Origin of the sequence: Streptomyces sp. NBC_00490 (assembly GCF_036013645.1) — a bacterium.
GTDB lineage: Bacteria > Actinomycetota > Actinomycetes > Streptomycetales > Streptomycetaceae > Streptomyces > Streptomyces canus_F.
Window position 1 is genome coordinate 3300922 of the sequence record NZ_CP107869.1, and the last position, 20567, is coordinate 3321488.

Annotated in this window: 19 protein-coding genes; 9 read left to right on the plus strand and 10 right to left on the minus strand. The window is 72.1% G+C overall.

Features of this window, described 5'->3' with window-relative positions; all coding sequences use genetic code 11:
* Positions 1 to 51 precede the first annotated feature (51 nt).
* Positions 52 to 1008, minus strand: a complete 957-nt coding sequence (rsmH, locus tag OG381_RS14885; RefSeq protein WP_327716588.1) for a 16S rRNA (cytosine(1402)-N(4))-methyltransferase RsmH — start codon at positions 1006 to 1008, stop codon at positions 52 to 54.
* Between the two features lie 354 nt (positions 1009 to 1362).
* On the opposite strand from rsmH, the gene OG381_RS14890 reads away from it, so the two are divergent.
* From OG381_RS14890 to OG381_RS14905, 4 genes are all read left to right on the plus strand, one after another.
* Complete coding sequence (locus OG381_RS14890; RefSeq protein ID WP_327716589.1) at positions 1363 to 1971, plus strand: beta-class carbonic anhydrase; 609 nt, start codon at positions 1363 to 1365, stop codon at positions 1969 to 1971.
* 234 nt (positions 1972 to 2205) lie between these two features.
* Positions 2206 to 3234, plus strand: a complete 1029-nt coding sequence (locus OG381_RS14895) for an AAA family ATPase (protein ID WP_327716590.1) — start codon at positions 2206 to 2208, stop codon at positions 3232 to 3234.
* Positions 3234 to 4610 (plus strand): DUF58 domain-containing protein, encoded by a 1377-nt coding sequence (locus tag OG381_RS14900; RefSeq protein WP_327716591.1) that lies wholly within the window; start codon positions 3234 to 3236, stop codon positions 4608 to 4610. The genes OG381_RS14895 and OG381_RS14900 overlap by 1 nt, the downstream gene beginning before the upstream one ends.
* Complete coding sequence (locus tag OG381_RS14905; RefSeq protein WP_327716592.1) at positions 4607 to 6994, plus strand: transglutaminase TgpA family protein; 2388 nt, start codon at positions 4607 to 4609, stop codon at positions 6992 to 6994. The genes OG381_RS14900 and OG381_RS14905 overlap by 4 nt, the downstream gene beginning before the upstream one ends.
* Before the next feature lie 182 nt (positions 6995 to 7176).
* Here OG381_RS14905 and OG381_RS14910 read toward each other — a convergent pair whose 3' ends face one another.
* The 3 genes from OG381_RS14910 to OG381_RS14920 form a co-directional block, all read right to left on the minus strand.
* Positions 7177 to 7572 (minus strand): DUF3040 domain-containing protein, encoded by a 396-nt coding sequence (locus tag OG381_RS14910; protein ID WP_171144436.1) that lies wholly within the window; start codon positions 7570 to 7572, stop codon positions 7177 to 7179.
* A gap of 278 nt (positions 7573 to 7850) precedes the next feature.
* On the minus strand, positions 7851 to 8621 hold the full coding sequence (locus OG381_RS14915) for a methyltransferase (protein ID WP_327716593.1): 771 nt from the start codon (positions 8619 to 8621) through the stop codon (positions 7851 to 7853).
* Positions 8622 to 8810: 189 nt separating this feature from the next.
* Positions 8811 to 9380, minus strand: coding sequence for an SAV_6107 family HEPN domain-containing protein (locus OG381_RS14920; protein ID WP_327716594.1), 570 nt, complete (start codon positions 9378 to 9380; stop codon positions 8811 to 8813).
* Between the two features lie 187 nt (positions 9381 to 9567).
* Between OG381_RS14920 and OG381_RS14925 the strand changes: the two genes are divergently transcribed.
* The 5 genes from OG381_RS14925 to OG381_RS14945 all read left to right on the plus strand — a co-directional run bounded on the left by OG381_RS14925 (position 9568) and on the right by OG381_RS14945 (position 15610).
* On the plus strand, positions 9568 to 10317 hold the full coding sequence (locus OG381_RS14925) for an ATP-binding cassette domain-containing protein (protein ID WP_327716595.1): 750 nt from the start codon (positions 9568 to 9570) through the stop codon (positions 10315 to 10317).
* A complete protein-coding gene (locus OG381_RS14930; RefSeq protein WP_327716596.1) occupies positions 10289 to 12373 on the plus strand; it encodes a YhgE/Pip domain-containing protein in 2085 nt (694 codons plus the stop codon). The genes OG381_RS14925 and OG381_RS14930 overlap by 29 nt, the downstream gene beginning before the upstream one ends.
* 44 nt (positions 12374 to 12417) lie before the next feature.
* Positions 12418 to 13035, plus strand: coding sequence for a TetR/AcrR family transcriptional regulator (locus OG381_RS14935; RefSeq protein WP_327716597.1), 618 nt, complete (start codon positions 12418 to 12420; stop codon positions 13033 to 13035).
* A gap of 376 nt (positions 13036 to 13411) precedes the next feature.
* Positions 13412 to 14029 (plus strand): DUF4126 domain-containing protein, encoded by a 618-nt coding sequence (locus OG381_RS14940; protein WP_327716598.1) that lies wholly within the window; start codon positions 13412 to 13414, stop codon positions 14027 to 14029.
* 66 nt (positions 14030 to 14095) lie between these two features.
* A complete protein-coding gene (locus tag OG381_RS14945) occupies positions 14096 to 15610 on the plus strand; it encodes a phytoene desaturase family protein (protein ID WP_327716599.1) in 1515 nt (504 codons plus the stop codon).
* 7 nt (positions 15611 to 15617) lie between these two features.
* Here OG381_RS14945 and OG381_RS14950 read toward each other — a convergent pair whose 3' ends face one another.
* The 6 genes from OG381_RS14950 to OG381_RS14975 all read right to left on the minus strand — a co-directional run bounded on the left by OG381_RS14950 (position 15618) and on the right by OG381_RS14975 (position 20559).
* Positions 15618 to 16562 carry an SCO2102 family sporulation regulator gene (locus tag OG381_RS14950; RefSeq protein WP_327716600.1) on the minus strand — a complete coding sequence of 315 codons (945 nt, stop codon included), beginning with the start codon at positions 16560 to 16562 and terminating at the stop codon, positions 15618 to 15620.
* Positions 16563 to 16618: 56 nt separating this feature from the next.
* A complete protein-coding gene (metF, locus tag OG381_RS14955; protein ID WP_327716601.1) occupies positions 16619 to 17542 on the minus strand; it encodes a methylenetetrahydrofolate reductase [NAD(P)H] in 924 nt (307 codons plus the stop codon).
* Positions 17543 to 17640: 98 nt separating this feature from the next.
* Positions 17641 to 18321 (minus strand): thiamine phosphate synthase, encoded by a 681-nt coding sequence (thiE, locus tag OG381_RS14960; protein WP_327716602.1) that lies wholly within the window; start codon positions 18319 to 18321, stop codon positions 17641 to 17643.
* Between the two features lie 200 nt (positions 18322 to 18521).
* Positions 18522 to 18893 (minus strand): Rv2175c family DNA-binding protein, encoded by a 372-nt coding sequence (locus OG381_RS14965; RefSeq protein ID WP_266893585.1) that lies wholly within the window; start codon positions 18891 to 18893, stop codon positions 18522 to 18524.
* A gap of 65 nt (positions 18894 to 18958) precedes the next feature.
* Positions 18959 to 20176, minus strand: a complete 1218-nt coding sequence (locus OG381_RS14970; RefSeq protein WP_327716603.1) for an NAD(P)/FAD-dependent oxidoreductase — start codon at positions 20174 to 20176, stop codon at positions 18959 to 18961.
* Between the two features lie 32 nt (positions 20177 to 20208).
* Entirely contained in the window at positions 20209 to 20559 is a 351-nt protein-coding gene (locus tag OG381_RS14975; RefSeq protein ID WP_327716604.1) for a hypothetical protein, read from the minus strand.
* Positions 20560 to 20567: the final 8 nt, after the last annotated feature.

Sequence of the window (20567 nt, forward strand, 5' to 3'; positions counted from 1 at the left end):
AGTGAGTCCGGTTTCCGTACTCGCTCACGCGCCCCGGCCCCCTCGTGTCCGTCATTCCAGCGCCTCCCTGATGCGCTCGGCGCCGCGCAACCGCGCGGGAGCCGCTCGCCGGTTCTCGGCGATCTCTTCCTCCGTGGGAAGTTCGGCACCGCGCGTGAGCAGCTTGAGCCGCGGCTGGTACTGCTCGGGGACGACCGGCAGCCCGGGGGGCGCGGTGGTGGCGGCACCGGCCGCGAACACCTGCTTGACCAGACGGTCCTCGAGCGAGTGGTACGACAGGACGGCGATCCGCCCGCCGACCGCGAGGGCCTGCACGGCGGCCGGGATCGCCCGCTCCAGGACGGCCAGTTCACCGTTGACCTCGATGCGCAGCGCCTGGAAGGTGCGCTTGGCCGGGTTGCCGCCGGTGCGCTTGGCGGCCTGCGGCAGGGAGTTGCGGATCAGCTCGACGAGCCGCGCGCTGTGGGAGAAGGGTTCCTTGTCGCGCTCGCGCACGATCGCGGACACGATCCGCTTGGCCTGCTTCTCCTCGCCGTACGCCCGCAGGATCCGCACGAGTTCGCCGGGCGGGTAGGTGTTGAGGACCTCGGCGGCGCTGACGCCGGTCGTCTGGTCCATGCGCATGTCGAGCGGGGCGTCCTGGGCGTAGGCGAAACCGCGGTCGGCCTCGTCGAGCTGCATGGAGGAGACGCCGAGGTCGAAGAGGACGCCCTGCACACGCGGGAGGCCGAGCCGGTCCAGGACCTCGGGCAGCTCGTCGTAGACCGCGTGGACGAGGGTGGCGCGCTCGCCGTACGGCGCGAGGCGCTCGCCGGACAGGCGCAGGGCCTCCTTGTCGCGGTCGAGGGCGACGAGCCGGGCCTCGGGGAACTGCTGGAGCAGGGCCTCGCTGTGGCCGCCGAGGCCGAGCGTGCAGTCGACGACGACCGCTCCGGGGGCCTGGAGGGCGGGGGCCAACATGTCCAGGCACCGCTGGAGCATCACCGGGACGTGTCGACTCTGGCTCAAGGGGCCCTCTCAGATCCGGCGAGGCGGTACGCACCGCCGGGTCCCCGCCCGCTCGTGAAGGGGAGGCCTGCCGGCGCCAAAAGCGTCAGCCGGCCGGGAGCGGGAGGAGGCCGAGCCGTACGTGCGCGCCGCGCACGTGGGGAGATCCGGCGATCCGGCCGGTTTCTCCGGGGGAATTCAGTCCAGCAGGGAGACCTCGCCTCCCGCTTCGCGTCACTTTAGTCCACGGTCACTCGCGGTCAATCAACCGGCCTGCGCGTCGCGGCCCGGCTCCGGGACGGGGCGACGGGCCGCCGGAAATCACCCGCTCGGACGCATACCACCCTCTGTGGCTTACATCACACGAAGGACGTGATGACGCTCTTTTTCCCATCTCACGACAGGACCGGGACGGCTGTGACCAGTACCGTCTTGACCATGACGACTTCTGCATCCGGCGCCACCGCAACCGAAGGCGCCATACCGGGCGACACCGTCACCGACCGTCTCGTCGCGGCGAACGAACGGTACGCCTCCGCGTTCACCGACCCCGGCATGGACGCCCGTCCCGTCCTGCACGTGGCCGTGGTGGCCTGCATGGACGCCCGTCTCGACCTGCACAAGGCCCTCGGCCTGGAGCTCGGCGACTGCCACACCATCCGCAACGCGGGCGGCGTGGTCACCGACGACGTGATCCGCTCGCTCACCATCAGCCAGCGCAAGCTCGGCACCCGCAGCGTGGTCCTCATCCACCACACCGGCTGCGGCCTGGAGCAGATCACCGAGGAGTTCCGCACCGACCTGGAGATGGAGGTCGGCCAGCGCCCGGCTTGGGCCGTGGAGTCCTTCCGGGACGTCGACCAGGACGTACGGCAGTCCATGCAGCGGGTGCGCACCTCCCCGTTCCTGTTGCACACCGACGACATCCGCGGCTTCGTGTTCGACGTGAAGACGGGCCTGCTGCGCGAGATCGACCCCTCCTGACCCACCACCGAAGCTGTCGTTCTCCTGTTGATTTCCGGTTCAGGGATGCCCAAAAGGCCGCAAGCCCTGACATACCGCGGGCAGTTGTCCACAGGCGAGTGACACGAATCGGTAACGGCAGCAAGAATGCGGGGATGGACGTCGCGCTTTTCCGGGCGGTGTCCGTGATTCGGGGTGGGCCGGTCCGCAACGCAGAGCGTCGGCCCGGAGAAAGAACGGGCCGAGGAGGGCCGGGTGACGACCTATGACGATCGAGCGAGCCTCACAGATCTGACTGCCACTGTGGAGCGTGTCCGCAGTTCGGTAGAGGGTGTGATCGAGGGCAAGCCCGAGGTCGTACGGCTTTCGCTGACCGTACTGCTCGCCGAGGGACATCTTCTGATCGAAGATGTCCCCGGCGTCGGCAAGACCATGCTCGCGAAGGCACTGGCGCGGTCCATCGACTGCTCGGTGCGGCGTATTCAGTTCACGCCCGACCTGCTGCCCTCGGACATCACGGGTGTGTCCATCTGGGATCAGCAGCGCCGGGACTTCGAGTTCAAACCGGGGGCGATCTTCGCGCAGATCGTGATCGGCGACGAGATCAACCGGGCCTCGCCGAAGACCCAGTCGGCACTTCTGGAGTCCATGGAGGAGCGCCAGGTCACCATCGACGGGCAGACGTACGAGCTGCCGAGCCCGTTCATGGTGGTGGCCACGCAGAACCCGGTCGAGATGGAGGGCACCTATCCGCTGCCGGAGGCCCAGCGCGACCGCTTCATGGCGCGCGTCTCCATCGGCTACCCCAGCGCGGAGGCCGAGCTGCAGATGCTCGACATCCATGGCGGGGTGAGTCCGCTGGACGACCTCCAGCCGGTGGCGCACGCGCACGACATCGTGAAGCTCGTCGACGCCGTCCGCGGCGTCCACGTCGCCGACACGGTCCGGCGCTACGCGGTGGAGCTGGTCGCCGCCACGCGCACCCACCCCGACCTCAGACTCGGCGCCTCCCCGCGCGCGACGCTGCATCTGCTGCGCGCGGCGAAGGCGTCCGCCGCCCTGAGCGGCCGGGAGTACGCGCTGCCGGACGACATCCAGGCGCTCGCCGTCGCTGTCCTGGCCCACCGGCTGCTGCCCACCGCGCAGGCCCAGCTCAACCGGCGTACGGCGGAGCAGGTGGTGCAGGAGATCCTGCAGCGCACTCCGGTGCCCCAGCAGCAGGGCGGCGCCGGGCTCGGGCACAGCACGTCGGCGTTCGGCCAGCAGCCGCCGCGGAGGCTGTGATGACCACCGCCGCCGGGCCGGACCACAGCGAGGCCGACCGGGGCGACAAGGGCGGGGTGCGCACCGCGCTGGCCGGTCTGACGACCCGCGGCCGCTCGTTCCTGGCGGCCGGGATCGCAGCGGCCATCTGCGCGTACGTCCTGGGGCAGAGCGATCTGCTCCGGGTCGGCCTGCTCCTCGCGCTGCTGCCGCTGGTGTGCGCGACCGTGCTCTACCGCACCCGCTACCGGGTGGCCGGCAGCCGCCGGCTCGCCCCCGCGCGCGTGCCCTCCGGCAGCGAGGCCCGTGTCCATCTGCGGATGGACAACGTCTCGCGGCTGCCGACCGGTCTGCTGATGCTCCAGGACCGGGTGCCGTACGTCCTCGGCCCGCGTCCCCGCTTCGTGCTGGACCGGGTGGAGGCGGGCGGCCGCCGCGAGGTGTCCTACCGCGTCCGCTCCGACCTGCGCGGCCGCTATCCGCTGGGCCCGCTCCAGCTGCGCCTGACCGACCCGTTCGGGATGTGCGAGCTGACCCGGTCCTTCTCGTCGTACGACACCCTGACGGTGATCCCGCGCGTGGAGCCGCTGCCGCCGGTGCGCTTCGCCGGTGAGGCGAAGGGGTACGGCGACGGGCGGAACCGCTCGCTCGCGCTGGCCGGCGAGGACGACGTCATCCCGCGCGGCTACCGCTACGGCGACGATCTGCGCCGTGTGCACTGGCGTTCCACCGCGCGCTACGGCGAGCTGATGGTGCGCCGCGAGGAGCAGCCGCAGCGCGCCCGCTGCACGGTACTGCTGGACACCCGGGGTCTCGCCTTCCGCGGCGCGGGCCCCGACTCGCCCTTCGAGTGGGCCGTGTCGGGCACGGCCTCGGCGCTGGTCCACATGCTCGAACGAGGCTTCTCCGTCCGGCTGGTGACGGACACCGGCAGTTCGGTCCCCGGTGAGGGCGCGGACGGCTTCGCGGGCGCGAGCCAGGAGTCGGCGGACGCGGCCGGGCTGATGATGGACACCCTCGCGGTGATCGACCACTCCGACGGCACGGGTCTGTCCCGGGCCTACGACCTGCTGCGCGGGGGCAACGAGGGACTGCTGATCGCCTTCTTCGGCGACCTCGACGAGGAGCAGGCCGCGGTGGCCGCCAAGATGCGTCAGCGCAGTGGCGGCGCGGTCGCCTTCGTGCTGGACAGCGGCGGCTGGGGGCGGGAACCGACCGATGTGGCCGGCCCGTTGGACAGGAGCGAGGAGCGGTTGCGGATGCTGCGTGAGGCGGGCTGGACGGCGCTGAGCGTGCCGCGGGGCGCCTCCTTGACCGAGTTGTGGCGCCAGGCGGACCGCGAGCGCACCGGCATCGGTGCGACGGGCGGGCCGGGCAGTGAGGGGGCACGCGCATGAGCGGGCGGGCACGACTGGCGCTGTGCGCCTGGGCGGCCACCCTGATGGCGTCCTGCGCCCTGCTGCCCCTGGTCGAACCGGCCTCGTGGATCCTGCAGGCGGCCCTGCTGCTCGGTGTCCAGTCGCTGGTGGGCGCGGCGACCCGGCGGGTGCCGCTGGCCCGGCCGCTGACCGTGGCCGCCCAGGCGCTGGTCACACTGATGATGCTGACCCTGGTCTTCGCCCGGGAGCAGGCGCTCGCCGGGCTGGTCCCGGGCCCGGAGGCGTTCCAGCGGTTCGCCGATCTGTTCCAGCAGGGCGGCGACGACGTCGCGCGGTACGCGATCCCGGCGCCGCTGGAGTCCGACGGCATCCGGCTGATGATCATCGGCGGTGTGCTGGTCATCGGCCTCGCGGTGGACACCCTCGCGGTGACGTTCCGCAGCGCGGCTCCGGCGGGGCTGCCGCTGCTGGCGCTGTACTCCGTCGCCGCGGGGCTGTCCGACGGCGGCGCCGACTGGCTGTGGTTCCTGGTCGCGGCGGCCGGCTATCTGATGCTGCTGCTGTCCGAGGGGCGCGACCGGCTCTCCCAGTGGGGCCGGGTCTTCGGCGGGGCACCGCGCACCCCGGGCGGGGAGCCCGGCGTGGTGGCGCCGGTCCGCACCGGGCGGCGCATCGGCGCGGTCGCACTGGGGCTCGCCCTGGTGGTGCCGGTCGCGCTGCCCGCGATGGACGGCGGCCTCCTGGACGCCACCGGGGCGGGTGTGGGCGGCGGCAGCGGGAGCGGCGGGACCATCTCCGCGGTGAACCCGCTGGTGTCCCTGCGCGACAACCTCAACGTGGACGAGGACCGCCAGGTCCTGTCCCTGCGCACCGAGCCCGAGGACCAGGGCAGCCTGTACATGCGGATCGTCTCGCTGGACGACTTCGACGGCCGGATCTGGAAGTCGTCCAAGCGCGACATCGAGAAGGTGCCGGACCAGCTGCCCACGCCGGTCGGCCTCGGCCCCGACATCCGGCGTGCCGAGATCACGACCAGTGTCACGGCCGCCGGGGACTACCGCCAGGACTGGCTGCCGATGCCGTACCCGCCCAGCGGTGTGCAGATCGACGGGGACTGGCGCTACGAGCCAGAGGGCATGACCCTCGTCGGCGACCACCGCCAGACCACGAGCGGGGTGACCTACGAGGTCAAGAGCCTCGTCGTGCAGCCGACGGCGGAGCAGCTGGCGGCCGCCCCGGCGCCGCCCGCGGACATCAGGCGCGACTACACCGAGGTACCCGACTCGCTTCCGGCGGTCGTGGCCACCACGGCCCGCGAGGTCACCCAGGGCTCGGCGAACCACTACGAGCAGGCGGTCAAGCTCCAGGAGTACTTCTCCCTGACGGGCGGTTTCCAGTACGACACACAGGTGCAGGTCGGCTCCGGCTCCCAGGCGATCGCCCGGTTCCTGAAGGACAAGCAGGGCTTCTGCGTCCACTTCTCCTTCGCGATGGCGGCGATGGCCCGCACCCTGGGCATCCCGGCCCGGGTGGCGGTGGGCTTCGCGCCGGGTACGCCGCAGGCCGACGGCACGGTGACGGTGGGGCTGCGGGACGCTCACGCCTGGCCCGAGCTGTACTTCGAGGGCGTGGGCTGGACCCGCTTCGAGCCGACTCCGACGCGGGGCACGCAGCCCGAGTACACGCAGACGGACACCCCGAACAGCACCTTGCCCGACCCGGGTGTCCCGTCCCGGTCGGCGAGCGCCGCGCCTTCCGCCGCCCCCTCGGCGAGCGAGAGCTGCACGGCGGAGCAGAAGAAGCTGGAGGCCTGCCCGAGCGAGTCCGCCGCGGCCCTGCCGGTCACGGGCGGTGGCGGTCCGAAGTGGACCGTCGTGCTCGCCTGGGTCCTCGGCGGGCTCGCCGCGCTGGCGATCCCCTTGGCGCCGATGGTGTGGCGCCGTCGCGTCCGGGCGGTACGGCTGGGTGCGCACGGCCGCAGCGAGGCGGACGCGGCGCTGCACACCCTGGCGGTCTGGCTGGAACTGACCGACACGGCGTGGGACTTCGGGATCCTGCCGGACGATTCACAGACCCCGCGCAAGGCGGCGGCGCGGATCGTGCGGCTGGGGCATCTCGACCCGACGGCGGCGACCGCGGTGCACCGGGTGGCGGACGCGGTGGAGCAGGTTCTCTACGCGCCGCGGCCGCGCCCGACGGCGGGGCTCGCGGAGGACGTCCGGCGGGCGATCGCCGGACTGGCCGTCCCGGTGACCCGGCGTACGAAGCTGCGGGCGATGCTCGCCCCGCGTTCGACCGTACGAGTGGTGTGGGCGGTCTCGGAGTGGTGGGCCGGTGTCACGGCCCGGGTGGCGGCGGCCAGGCCGACGCTGCGCAAGCAGCCCTCGGGCCAGGAGAGCTGAGCCCTCGGAGCAACGGCTGAGGCCCCGACCCGTGCGCACGGGTCGGGGCCTCAGCCGTGGGATCGGGCGTCGAGCGGGCGATCCCCGAAGGGCCGATCGGCACGGCAAAAAGGGCGTGCGTGAGGGGGTGACCACCCTCCCGGAGGGTGGTCACCCCCTCACGCGTCAGCTAGTGGGTCGAGCTAATGGCCGCCCTGTTCGTCACGGCGCTTCTGCCAGCGCTGCTCGATACGGTCCATCATGGAGCGCTTCTGCCTGGCCTGACGGCGCGCGTGCGGGGCACCGGCCGCGGGCTGTTCACCCGGCTTGGGAGCCTTGCGCCAGCCGGTCACGGCGAGCACCGCACAACCCAGCATGACGAGGAAGCCCACCACGCTGAGCCAGACCTGCTTGGCGACCATTCCTGCCATGAGGAGCGCGATACCCACGAGGAAGCCCGCGACCGCCTGGTAGACCCGTCGCCGGGTGTACGTGCGCAGCCCGCTTCCCTCAAGCGCTGTCGCGAACTTGGGATCTTCGGCGTACAGCGCTCGCTCCATCTGCTCGAGCATTCGCTGCTCGTGCTCCGAGAGCGGCACGGAATCCTCCTCATCGTGCAGTCGCCGGGGCGACCCGGGGGGTCCCTTCAGGATAGGCAGGGAATCGCCCCCGTGAAACCCGCCCCTCTACGCCAATTGGCCAACCGGGATTCCGCCATGAACGTCCCGGCCCGCTAGATCTTGCATTCCCCAGCGGCCGACCCGTCATGCCGGACGGTCTCCCTCGATCATACGGCGCCGGGCGCCCGATCGGGGGGCCTGTGGCGTACTCCATGTGCACCCAAGTCCCTGATCAGCGCTGCACCAGGGGGGCTGCCTCAGGCCTCGACGGTCCCTCGGGTCTCACCGAGCACGTGAAGCTGTGTGGCCACGGAGTGGAAGGCGGGGAGTTCGGCCGCCGCCTCCTCCAGCTTGAGCAGGGCCTCCACGGCCCCGGGCTCGGTGTCGACGAGCACGCCGGGGACCAGGTCCGCGAAGACCCGCACGCCGTGCACGGCACCGACCTCCAGGCCCGCGCCCTCGACCAGCCCGGTGAGCTGCTCGGCGGTGAAGCGCCGCGGCACGGGGTCGCCGGTGCCCCAGCGTCCGTCCGGGTCCTCGAGCGCCTGCTTGGCCTCCTTGAAGTGGCCGGCGAGGGCTCGGGCGAGGACGGCGCCGCCGAGGCCCGCCGCGAGCAGGCTGAGGACACCCTCGGTGCGCAGGGCGGCCACCACGTTGCGGATGCCCTCGGCCGCGTCGTCGACGTACTCCAGGACGCCGTGGCACAGCACCGCGTCGTAGGCGCCGCGCTCGACCACGTCGAAGAGACCGTGGGCGTCGCCCTGGACACCGCGCACCCGGTCGGCGACGCCGGCCTCGGCGGCGCGGCGCTCCAGGGCGAACAGCGCGTTGGGGCTGGGGTCGACGACGGTGACCCGGTGGCCGAGACGGGCGACGGGCACGGCGAAGTTGCCGCTGCCGCCGCCGGTGTCGAGGACGTCCAGGGCATCCCGGCCCGTGGCCTTGACCCGCCGTTCGAGGGCGTCCTGGAGGACCTCCCAGACCACGGCGGTACGGAGAGAGGCGCGGGGTCGCAGCGGGTCCGACACGGCAGTTGACTCCTCGGCGCGGCACCGCCTCTTGCGCGGCGGAGCGATCGGTCTGCCCTCCTCGCCCGGTTACCGGAGAGGGAAGGCTTCAGGCGCCCTCCACCCTATTGCCTCCGTCACCTCGCCCGACCACCGTGGCGTCCGGGCGGCAGACCCCGTGCAGTGCCGTGCCGTGCCGTACCGGAGAGCTCAGCCCGCGTCCGGCATGCCCCGGCCCGTGTCGTGGTCGCCTGGTTCCGGCTCGTCCCTGTCCTGGCGGGGCTGGGGCAGGACCGGCTGGAGCACCAGCATCCGCTCGACGAGGCGCAGGAACATCGCCACGTCGCGTATGAGGTCGTCGGCGTCCCGGCGGCTGGCCGCGCCCTGGATGCCGGCCTCGGCCCGGGCGCGGCGGCGGGCTCCGGCGGCGAAGAGCGCGCTCCACTCGGCGAGCTCGGGGGCTATCTCGGGGAGCACTTCCCAGGCGCTCCGGATCTTGGCCCGGCGTCGGGGCGAGGGCTCCGGACGTCCGCGTGCGGCGAGCACGGCGGCGGCGGTGCGCAGGGCGGCGAGGTGGGCCGTGGCATAGCGCTCGTTCGGTGTCTCCAGGACGGCGGCCTCGTCGAGTCCGGCACGGGCCTGGGCGAGCAGGTCGAGGGCGGCGGGCGGGGCCGTGGTCCTGCGGAGCACGGGGTGGACGTCGCTCGCCGGACCGGTCAGTGAGGGGGCAGGGCCGGTGGCGCGGCGCCGGCGGGCGGCTGCTGCGTGGTAGGTGGCCATGACGAACCTCCTGTCGTCTGTGTGACGGCACGTCCCGATACGGGATGCCGTATGTGCCCATCGTGAGGTATGCCACTGACAATCCGTTCTGACCTGGGCTTTTGCTTCGATCGAAGGTTCGGGTTAGTTTTTGCACTGACCAGTCAGTTCAAAAACTTCGGCAGTTCTGGACATCAGGGGGTGGGCCGTGGGCGGAGTCGCCGTCACAACCGAGGGATTCGGGCTCAAGGGGCCGCGCGGCTGGGCGTTCCGCGGGATCGGCCTCGACGCGGAGCCCGGTGCGCTGATCGCCGTCGAGGGGGCGTCGGGATCGGGCCGTACATGTCTGCTCCTCGCGCTCACGGGACGGATGAAGGCGTCCGAGGGGACGGCGTCCGTGGGCGGGGCCCGGCTGCCCAAGCAGCTCACGGCGGTGCGGCGGATGAGCGCCGTGGCCAACGTCGCCGGTGTCACCGACCTCGACGCGGCCCTGACCGTCGGGGAGCACCTGCGCGAACGGGCGCTGCTGCAGAACCGGTTCGGCGACTCCCTGCGCGGGCTGCTGCGGCCGCGTGCCGAGCGTGCGAAGGCTGCGAGGCTGCGGATCGACACCGCCCTGAGCGCCGCCGGTCTCGACCGGGAGGCTCTGCCGAAGGGCTCCCGGACCGCCGTACGCGATCTGGAGCGGCTGGAGGCGCTGCGGCTGTCCATCGCGCTCGCCCTGATCGGGCGGCCGCGGCTGCTCGGCGTCGACGACGCCGATCTGAAGCTGTCCGACGCGGAACGGGCCGAGGTCTGGGCGCTGTTGACGTCGATCGCCGAGGCGGGGACCACGGTCGTGGCGGTGTGCAGCGAGGCCCCCGAGGGGGCCGTGAAGGTGTCCACCCACAGCGCCCCTCAGGGCTCGGTCCGGGAGAAGGAGGACGCCGATGCGCTCGCCGCGACTGGCCGCGCTTGAGCTGCGGCGCTTCGGACGGGGGAAGCTGCCGCGGGCCGCGCTGGTCGCGCTGCTGGTGCTGCCCTTGCTCTACGGCGCCCTGTACCTGTGGTCGTTCTGGGATCCGTACGGCCGGCTGGACCGCATCCCCGTGGCGCTCGTGAACGACGACAAGGGGGCGAGCGCCGACGGGAAGAAGCTCGCGGCGGGCGACGACATCACCCGGGGGCTGCACGACAGCGACGTCTTCGAGTGGCATGAGGTGAGCGCAGCCGAGGCACGCGCGGGCGTGGAGGACGGCACGTACTACCTGTCGCTGACCGTGCCGACCGACTTCAGCGCGCGGATCGCGTCCAGCGCGGGCGACTCCCCCGAGACGGGAGCCCTCCAGGTGCGGACCAACGACGCGAACAACTACATCGTCGGGCAGATCTCGCGCACGGTCTTCAGCGAGGTGCGCCAGGCCGCGTCCACCAAGGCGTCACGGTCCTTCCTGGACCGGATCTTCATCTCGTTCTCCGACATCCACGGCGCGACGGTCAAGGCCGCCAAGGGCGCCGACAAGCTCGAAGGCGGGCTCGGAAAGGCCGAGAAGGGGTCCAAGGACCTCGCCGACGGGCTGAAGGACGCCAAGAGCGGCAGCGGCAAGCTGGCCAAGGGGCTCAACAAGCTCGACAAGGGCGCGGGCGACCTGGAGGACGGTTCGCAGCAGGTCGCGGAGGGCACCCAGACGCTCGCCGACAAGGTCAACGGGGTCGCGGCGAAGGCGGGCCCGTTCCTGGAGGACAACGAGAAGACCATCGGTGACACCGCCCAGCTCGTCGCAGACTCCAGCAAGGCGATCCGCAAGCACCTGGACACCCTGGTGACGACGGCCCCCGTCGCCGCCAAGGGCGCCCGCACGGCCTCCGACACACTGGAGGAGATCCACCGGACGCGCTGCGAGAAGGCCGTACTGCCCGACGCGGCCTGCGCCGACCTGGAGAAGGCCAAGGACGCGGCCGCCGACGTGGCGACCATCGCCGACGACCTCAACACCCTCGTGGGCGACCAGGACGGCGACCTGAAGAAGCTCGACAAGAACCTGGCGGCCCTGCAGAAGCAGGCCCAGGCGCTCGCCGACCGGGCGCCGCACCTCTCCGAGGACCTCGACGACGCCGTCTCCAAGGTCAACGCGTTGAACAAGGGCGCGGGGAAGGTCGCCGCCGGCGCCAAGAAGCTGCACACGGGGCTCGGCACCGCCAGGACCGGTGCCGGTGACCTGGACGAGGGGGTCGGCAAGCTCAAGACCGGCGCCGCCGACCTGAACGGCGGCATGTACAAGCTGGTCGACGGCTCCGGGAAGCTCTCGGACGGGCTGCACGACGGCGCCGACCGGATCCCCGACTACGACAAGCGGGACCGCGACGATCGCACCGAGGTCATGGCCGACCCCGTCCAGCTGGTCTCCCGGGACATGCACAAGGCGCCCAACTACGGCACCGGGTTCGCCCCGTACTTCATCCCGCTGTCCCTGTGGGTGGGCGCGATGGTGGCGTACATGCTGATCGCACCGATGAACCGGCGCGCGCTCGCCGCGGGCGCCCCCGCCTGGCGGATCGCGCTGGCGGGCTGGCTGCCGGTGGTGGCGGTCGGGGTGCTCCAGACGGTGGCCCTGATGTCGGTGCTGCACTGGGCGGTCGGCCTGCAGATGGTGCGGGCGGCCGGCACGGTGGGCTTCCTGTTCCTGGTGACGGCGTGCTTCGCGGCGATCGTGCAGTGGCTGAACGCCCGCTTCGGGGCGGCGGGGCGGATCCTCGTCCTCGCCTTCCTGATGCTCCAGCTGACGTCCGCGGGCGGCACGTATCCCGTGCAGACCAGCCCGGGCTTCTTCAACGCGCTCCACCCCTTCCTGCCGATGAGCTACGTCGTCGACGCGCTCCGCAGGCTGATCTCGGGCGGTGGTCTCGGTCCGGTCTGGCACGCGTGCGTGGTACTCGTCGCCTTCACCGCGGGCGCGCTCGCGCTGACCGCGCTGTCGGCCCGCCGCCGCCAGGTGTGGACGCTCGACCGGCTGCACCCGGAGCTGAGCCTGTGACCTCGACGACCGCCGGATCCCCGGTTGCTGTGAGAATCGGGACCATGGAAAGCAGCAGCGGCAGCACGCGCCGCGAGGCCACCCGGCAGAAGCTCTACGAGGCGGCCGTCACACTCATCGCGGAGCAGGGCTTCTCCGCCACCACCGTCGACGAGATCGCCGAGCGGGCCGGGGTGGCGAAGGGCACGGTCTACTACAACTTCGCGAGCAAGTCCGTCCTCTTCGAGGAGCTGCTGCGGCACGGTGTGGGACTGCTCACCGCCTCCCTGCGGGAGGCCGCGGAGCGGACGGCTCGGGAGGGCGGCAGCAAGACGGACGCCCTGGACGCGATGATCCGGGCCGGCCTGGTCTTCATCGACCGCTATCCGGCCTTCACCCAGCTGTACGTGGCCGAGCTCTGGCGCACCAACCGGGCCTGGCAGTCCACGCTCCTGGTGGTCCGTCAGCAGGCGGTGGCGGTCGTCGAGGACGTCCTGCGCGAGGGCATCGCGAACGGCGAGTTCCACGAGGCGATCGATGTCTCGCTGACCGCGTCCGCCCTGGTCGGCATGGTGCTGGTGGCGGCCCTGGACTGGAAGGCGTTCCAGGCGGAGCGCTCCCTGGACGATGTGCACTCGGCGCTGTCACGGCTGCTGCAGGGACGGGTGAGCGGCCGGGGCTGAGCCGGCGGTACGCGCGCGTGGACAGACGAAAGCGCCGGTCCGCTGTGGCCGCGTCCCCCGCGGGCCACCTCGAACCGGCGCCTTCTCGTGCTCCCCCGATTTCCCCCGTCGGGCCCCCCGTTCGGTCGTTCCCCGGGCCCCCGTGCCTCGCTCCCGCCGACCTCCGCCGGCGGAAGGAGCGGATCCGGGGCGGCTCCGCTCCGGCGCCCCGTGTCGCCGGTGCCGAGCCGTTCCCCTTCTCCGTGCTCCCACTCTCTCGTCCGCGCAGGTCGGCCCCCATCCGCGCGCGTACTCATCTCGCCCCCTGAGTACGGATACTCACACCTGCGTACTCAGGCCCACCTCACTCCGTTGCCGAGTGGTTACGATCGCCTCCGTGTCGGTACTCCCTCTCGTCTTCACCAGCGGCTGGGCCAGCGGAATCAACGCGTACGCCGTCGTGCTGCTGCTCGGCCTCTTCGGCGCGACCGGGCTGAGCGACGACGTCCCCGAGACGCTCCAGCGCCCCGAGGTCCTCATCACCGCCGGCGTGCTGTTCCTGTGCGAGGCGGTCGCGGACAAGATCCCGTACGTCGACTCGGCGTGGGACTCGGTCCACACGCTGATCCGCCCTGCCGCGGGCGCCTGGATCGGTGCGGTGCTCGCCGGGCAGAGCGGTTCGCTCAACGACGCCGTCGCGGGTGTGGTCGGCGGTTCGACGGCGCTGGCCAGCCATGCCGTCAAGGCGGGGACGCGGATGGCGGTCAACTCCTCGCCCGAGCCGTTCAGCAACGTGATCGTGAGCCTGGCCGAGGATCTCGGGGTCGCCGGGATCGTCACCTTCGCCATATTCCACCCGGTGGCGGCGGCGAGCATCGCGGCCGTACTGCTGGTCGGCGGCCTGGTGATACTCGTCTTCCTGATCTCCCGGATCCGCCGGTTCCTGCGCCGCCGGGCGCAACGCCGCGAGGAGAGACGGCTCGCGGGGCGGACGGGGCATCCACCGGGCTGGTGACCCCCGGCGGTCCTCCGAGGGCGCCCGCGGCCGGGGCTGTCAGTGGTGGCCGATAAAGTCGCGGGCATGGCACGGATTGCGGTGATCGGCGCCGGGATGGGCGCGATGGCGACCGCTGCCCGGCTGGCCGTCGCGGGCCACCGGGTGGCGGTGTACGAGCGTACGGAGACGTACGGCGGTGCGGTGCGCCGCCTCGAGCGCGACGGCTTCGCCTTCGACACCGGACCGGGGCTGCTCACCCTTCCCGCGGTCTACCGCGATCTGTTCGTCAAGACCGGCAAGGAGCCGCTGGAGTCGGTCGTCGAGCTGGTCCAGGTCGACCCGTCCACGCGGCACGTCTTCGCGGACGGCACGGAGGTCAGTCTGCCGAACGCCTCCCGTGCGGGTGTCGTCTCGGCGCTGGACGAGGCGCTCGGCTCCGACGCGGGCGCCCGCTGGGGCGACTTCCTGGTCCGGGCCCGCGAGGCCTGGGACCGCACCCGCAGACCGCTCCTGGAGGAGCCGCTCTGGCCGAACTGGTCGGTGCTGGCCGACCGCGAGCCCTATCCGTCGGTCCCCCACAAGAAGCTGCTCCGCACCCGCCGGGCCGGCACGCTCGCCGAGGTCGGCGCCTGGGAACTGCGTGACCCGAGGCTCGTCGCCCTGTTGGAGAGCCACGCCCTCGCGTACGGCCTGGACCCGCGCGTCGCCCCGGCGAGCGCGGCGGTGCTGCCGTACATGGAGCACGCCTTCGGCACCTGGTATGTCCGCGGCGGCATACGGGAGTTGGCGCGCGCGGTGTACGAGCGGTGTGTGGCGCGCAGGGTGGAGTTCCACTTCGGTGCCGAGGTCACCGGGGTGCTGGAGAAGGACGGCCGGGCGGCGGGACTCGAACTGGCCGACGGGGCGGTGGTGGAGGCGGACTTCGTCGTCGCCGGTGTCGCACCCGATGTGCTGAGCCGCTGTGTGCGGGGCACCGCGGTGCGGGAGGCCGGTGCGGTTCCTCCGCAGCGCGGGCTGCCGAGCCGTTTGACGGTGCTGCTGGCGCTGCGCGGCGGGCGCCCGGAGGGGGCGGCGCACCGGACGGTCGTGCACGCGGCGGACCGGGAGCGGGAGCTGGACCTGCTGTTCGGCGCGTCCTGGGGGCTCGACGCACGCCCCACGCTCACCGTGCTGCGCCCCGACGACCCGGGTGTGGTCCCGGGCCCGGACCAGGAGGCGATCACCCTCACCGCCACCGTGCCCGCCGACGCCGGCCGGGAGCGGCCGGTATCCGAGGTCTTCGACGATCACGCGGACTCGTTGATCACCGCCGCCGAGCGTGCCGTACCGGATCTGCGCGAGCGCCTTCTGTGGCACGAGGTGCGGGTCCCGGCCGACATCGCGGTGGCGACCGGCGCGGAGGGAGGCGCGGTTCCCGCCCCGGCTCTCGCCGCGGCCGGAGGCCGCCTGCTGCACCCAGCGAACACCACGGGGCTGCCCGGTCTGTTCACCGTGGGCGGCTGGTCCCACCCGGGCGGCGGCCTGCCGCACGCCGGCATGTCGGGCGCGCTGGTGGCGGGGCTGATCGTGGAGGGTCCGGAGTTCCGGGGCTCGCGGTGACCGCTGGTCAGAAGCGGTACTGCTCGTCGTAGCCGTTGTTCTGCTGGCCGTTGTTCTGCTGGCCGTCGCCCTGGTAGGGGTACTGCTGCTCCTGCGGGAGTTCGCCGCCGTAGGTCTCGTCGGTGCGCTGCTGCGGGACCCACACACCGCCGGCCGGGGTCTCGCCGTAGGTGGGGTTGCCGTACTGGTCCTGGCCGTAGGCCTGCTGGCCGTACTGCTGCTGGCCGCCGTAGGAGGTGTCGTAGCCGCCGTAGGTCTGGGTGCCGATGTACGGGTCGGAGTAGGCGGCGTACTGCTGCTGTCCGGCCATGTCGTAGCCGTACTGCTGCTGGTCGTAGCCGGTGTAGCCGTCGTAGCCGTAGTTCTGGTCGGCGCCCTGGGCGGCCGTCGCGTACTGGTCCTGGGTCTGTCCCTGACCGGCGTACGTGCCGTCGTTGTTGTATATGCCGTAGGAGCCGGTGTCGTCGGGCATCGGCTGCGGCTCGTAGACCTCGGCGGCCGCGGGACGGGCGGGCGTGAAGACGTCGTCGCGGTCGTAGTCGTCCTGGCCGTAACCGGACGCGCTCGGGACGTAGTTGCCCTCGTCGCCGTAGGCGGCGTCCGTCGCCTCGAGGTCGGAGACCTCCAGGGTCGGCTCGTCACGGCCGCGTTCGCGGCGGCCGCCGCGCTTGCCGCCGACCAGGCCGCCCAGGGCCTCCGGCGGATTGACCGCCCAGCCCTGCTCGAAGCCGCGGCGGAAGGAGAGGGTGACGTAGGTCTGGCCGACCGCGAAGGCGATGGCGCCCAGTCCGATGACGATCACCGACGGGATGAGCACACCGAGTACGACGCCCACGAAGCCGGCGAAGGCGAGCAGTCGCCAGCGGAGCCGCGCCTTGTACTGCAGCAGCACCTCGCCCAGCAACCACAGCGCGACGATTCCGAACGCGATGTAGAGGACCGTCCAGCCCATGTACGCCCCTCTCCCAGTGACCGCTACGCAGTGTGTCGTATATCCGTGCGGCCGGTCTAGGCCTGCGGTGGGTGGTGCAGGCCCAGGTTCTCGTAGATCTCCAGCGACGCCGTGGAGTTGTTGAGCGTGATGAAGTGCAGTCCGGGCACTCCCTCGGCCAGCAGCCGGGCGCAGAACTCCGTGGCGAACTCGATACCGATGGAGCGTACAGCGGCCGGATCGTCTTTTGCTGTGAGGATCCGCTCTTTCAGGACAGAGGGGATGGCCGCATTGCTGAGCTGTGGCAGGCGCTCCAGCATCCGCACGCTGGTCACCGGCATGATCTCGGGGATGACGGGGGTCTCGCAGGCCGCTTTGGCGACTCGGTCACGCAGGCGCAGATAGGACTCCGGCTGGAAGAACATCTGCGTGATGGCGTAGTCGGCGCCGGCCCGGCACTTGTCGACGAAGTGCGCGACGTCGGCGTCCCAGTCCGCGGACCGCGGGTGCATCTCCGGGAAGGCGGCGACCCCGACACAGAAGTCGCCCGATTCCTTGATGAGGCGCACCAGTTCGGCGGCGTAGGTCAGCCCCTGCGGGTGGGCCACCCACTCGCCCATGGGGTCGCCGGGCGGGTCGCCGCGGACGGCCAGGATGTTGCGGATCCCGGCGTCGGCGTACTGGCCGATGATGTTGCGCAGTTCGGCGATGGAGTGGTTGACCGCGGTGAGGTGGGCGACCGGCGTGAGCGTGGTGTCCGCGACGATCTGCTCGGTCTCCTTGACCGTGCCCGCCCGGGTGGAACCGCCGGCACCGTACGTGACGGAGACGAAGTCCGGGGCGACCGCCTCGACCCTCCTGAGCGCGCTCCACAGGTTCCGCTCACCCTTGGGGGTCTTCGGTGCCGAGAACTCGAACGAGTACGTCGCCTTGCCCGTGGCGAGCATGTCGCGCACGGTGCGTGCGCGGTCAGTCCTGGTGGATGCGGTTCCGAGGGCCATACCCGCAGGTTAGCCAGGGGGCAGCGGTCACCCAACCGGATCCGGGAAATTTGCCCGGTTTGTCGACTTGTTGTCCACCCTTCGGACACCGGGGCCCGTCACGCCGGGTCCCTGAGCCTCTTCGCGAACTCCGCCGCGGCCGCTCCCGGGTCGTCCGCGTCCGTGACGGCCCGTACGACGACGACCCGGCGGGCGCCCGCCTCCAGCACCTGGTCGAGGTTGGCGAGGTCGATGCCGCCGATGGCGAACCAGGGGCGGTCGGTGCCGAGGGAAGCGGTGTACCGGACCAGGTCGAGGCCGGGTGCGTGGCGGCCGGGCTTGGTCGGGGTCGGCCAGCACGGGCCGGTGCAGAAGTAGTCCACGCCGTCCTGGACGGCGGCCGCGGCGGCCTCGGCCTCGGAGTGCGTGGAGCGGCCGACGAGGATGTCGTCGCCGAGGATCGCGCGGGCCGCGGGGACCGGGAGGTCACCCTGGCCGAGGTGCAGGACGGCGGGCGGCCAGGGATGGGCGGCCCGGACCGCGTGCGCCACGTCGGCGCGGTCGTTCACCGAGAGGACCTTGCCGTACCTGTGGCACTTGTCGGCGAACAGCTCCAGCCAGGCCAGTTCCTCGTCCGCCTCCAGGGTCTTGTCGCGGAGCTGGATGAAGTCGACGCCGTTCGCCAGGACCGCGTCCAGGAACTCGGACAGGTCGCCCTGCTTCTTGCGGGCGTCCGTGCAGAGATAGAGCCGGGCGTCGGCCAGCCGGGCGCGGGCGTCGGTGTCGGACGTGACGGGCATGGGTGTCCCCCGATGTCGGTGCGTACGGGCCGCGGGCCGGTGCGGTCGACCTGGGCGGGCCGGGCGTAGTGAACCACAGGGACGGCTCCCGGCCCATGCCCGGGCCTCAGGTGCGACGGGCGGGTCCGCCCCACGTCCTGGCGACGAACCCGCAGGTCATCGTCGCCAGGTGTGGGACACGTCCGGTCGGCCGTACCGGGTCAGACGGCGAGCGCCTGGGCCCTGCGCTTCACCTCCGTGCCGCGGTTCTCGCTCAGCGCCTGGGCGGGGGTCCCGGGCAGGCTGTCGTCGGGGGTGAAGAGCCACTCCAGCATCTCTTCGTCGGAGAAGCCGTCGTCCCTCAGAAGCGTCAGGGTCCCGGCGAGGCCCTTGACGACCTTCTGCTCGACCCCGTCGATGAAGGCGGCGGGGACGTGCAGTGCGCGGTTCTCACCACGGCGTACGGCGATGAGCTGGCCGTCCTTGACCAGCTGGCGCGCACGCGTCACCTCGACATCGAGGATTTCCGCGATGTCGGGGAGGGTGAGCCAGGCGGGGACGAGAGCATCGATCTTTGCGTCAATCTCGGTCACGGCATCAAGCCTGCCATCCCGCACTGACAGTCGGAAGCCAGACCCCCGCGACCTGGGCTTTCGGACTACGCCGTGGCCGCCTTCAACGGCCTCGCCGGGTCCGCCAGCAGCTCCGGGTCCAGCTCCGGCCCCGCCTCGATCAGCCGCCGCCCCTGTGCCAGGTCCCGGGGCCGGCCCACCGCCAGCAGGGCGATGAGGCGGTTCTCGCGCAGCCAGCAGACCGTCCAGGCCGGTCCGGACGGGTCGCCGCGCCACAGGACCGTGTCGGCGGAGGTGTGGTGGCCGACGTACTGGACGAAGCGGCCGAACTGCTCGGACCAGAAGTACGGCACGGGGTCGTAGACCGCGGGCGTCTCGCCGATGATGTTGGCCGCCACCGCGCGCGGACCCTGGAGGGCGTTGTCCCAGTGGTGGACCAGCAGCCGCTCGCCGTACCGTCCCGAGGGGAAGGACGCGCAGTCGCCGACCGCGTAGACGTCCGGCGCGGAGGTGCGCAGGTGGTCGTCGGCCACCACCTCGCCGTGCGCGCCGAGCTCGATGCCCGACCCGGCCAGCCAGAGCGTGGCGGGACGGGCGCCGATGCCGACCACGACGGCGTCCGCGGGCAGCCGGGTGCCGTCGTCCAGGAGGACCTCGCCGGGCCGCACCCGCTCCACGCGCGCGTGGGTGCGCAGCACGGCACCGGCGTCGGCGTACCAGGACGACATCGGCGCGGCCACCTCCGCGGGCAGCGCCCCCGCGAGCGGCCGCTCGGCGGCCTCCACGACCGTCACCGCGCAGCCCGCCTCGCGCGCGGCGGTGGCGAACTCGGCGCCGATCCAACCCGCGCCGACCACCACGATGTCGTGCTGCCGGGCGAGTACGGGCCGCAGCCGCTCGGCGTCGTCCAGGGTGCGCAGCAGATGCACGCCGGGGACGCCCTCCGCGCCGGGCAGCCGGATCGGTTCGGCACCGGTGGCGAGGACCAGGACGTCGTACGGCACGGGCCCGCACTCGGTGTCCAGTTCGTGCTCGGCGGGGCGGACGCCCAGCACCTCGCGGCCCAGCTCCAGTTGGATGCCGAGCGCCTCGAAGTCGACGTCGAAGGCGGAACCCTCGGCCTTGCCGAGCAGTACGGCCTTCGACAGCGGCGGCCGGTCGTACGGCTGATGCGGCTCCGCGCCGATCAGGGTCACGGTGCCGGTGAAACCCTGTTCGCGCAGGGCCACCGCGGTCTGTACGCCGGCCATGCCCGCGCCGACCACGACCACGCGCCGCTGAGACTGCTCCGTCTGCTCGCTCACCGGATCACCATAGACAACTGACAATTTGTCAGTCAGCGGTCATGCACCGTGACCTGCTCCACAACGCTTCTCCCGCTGCCCGGCTGCGACTCCCACTCCCAGCTCTCCTCCAGCCGCACCCGCCCGTCCGGCAGTTCGACGACCGTGGACACGCAGTGCCCCGAGGAGGTCGTCCCGTCGTGCTTGAGCTGGACGTACCGGAAGTCGAGCCGGTCGCCGTCGCGGGTGCCCACCAGATGCCCGCGCACGACGTCGCCGCCCGCGTACTCGGCCCAGATCTCGCCGCTCTTCTCGTGGTACGTGAACCGGGTGCGGGTGCCCACCTGACCTGGGGACTGGTCGGCGACGGGGGCGAGGACGAGGCCGTCCAGCGAGCGGGCCATGGCAGCGG

Coding starts and splice junctions, on each gene's coding strand:
- OG381_RS14890 (WP_327716589.1), top strand. CDS start 1,363: ATGACGCTCTTTTTCCCATCTCACGACAGGACCGGGACGGCTGTGACC.
- OG381_RS14900 (WP_327716591.1), top strand. CDS start 3,234: ATGACCACCGCCGCCGGGCCGGACCACAGCGAGGCCGACCGGGGCGAC.
- OG381_RS14905 (WP_327716592.1), top strand. CDS start 4,607: ATGAGCGGGCGGGCACGACTGGCGCTGTGCGCCTGGGCGGCCACCCTG.
- OG381_RS14920 (WP_327716594.1), bottom strand. CDS start 9,380: ATGGCCACCTACCACGCAGCAGCCGCCCGCCGGCGCCGCGCCACCGGC.
- OG381_RS14930 (WP_327716596.1), top strand. CDS start 10,289: ATGCGCTCGCCGCGACTGGCCGCGCTTGAGCTGCGGCGCTTCGGACGG.
- OG381_RS14935 (WP_327716597.1), top strand. CDS start 12,418: ATGGAAAGCAGCAGCGGCAGCACGCGCCGCGAGGCCACCCGGCAGAAG.
- OG381_RS14945 (WP_327716599.1), top strand. CDS start 14,096: ATGGCACGGATTGCGGTGATCGGCGCCGGGATGGGCGCGATGGCGACC.
- OG381_RS14950 (WP_327716600.1), bottom strand. CDS start 16,562: ATGGGCTGGACGGTCCTCTACATCGCGTTCGGAATCGTCGCGCTGTGG.
- metF (WP_327716601.1), bottom strand. CDS start 17,542: ATGGCCCTCGGAACCGCATCCACCAGGACTGACCGCGCACGCACCGTG.
- thiE (WP_327716602.1), bottom strand. CDS start 18,321: ATGCCCGTCACGTCCGACACCGACGCCCGCGCCCGGCTGGCCGACGCC.
- OG381_RS14975 (WP_327716604.1), bottom strand. CDS start 20,559: ATGGCCCGCTCGCTGGACGGCCTCGTCCTCGCCCCCGTCGCCGACCAG.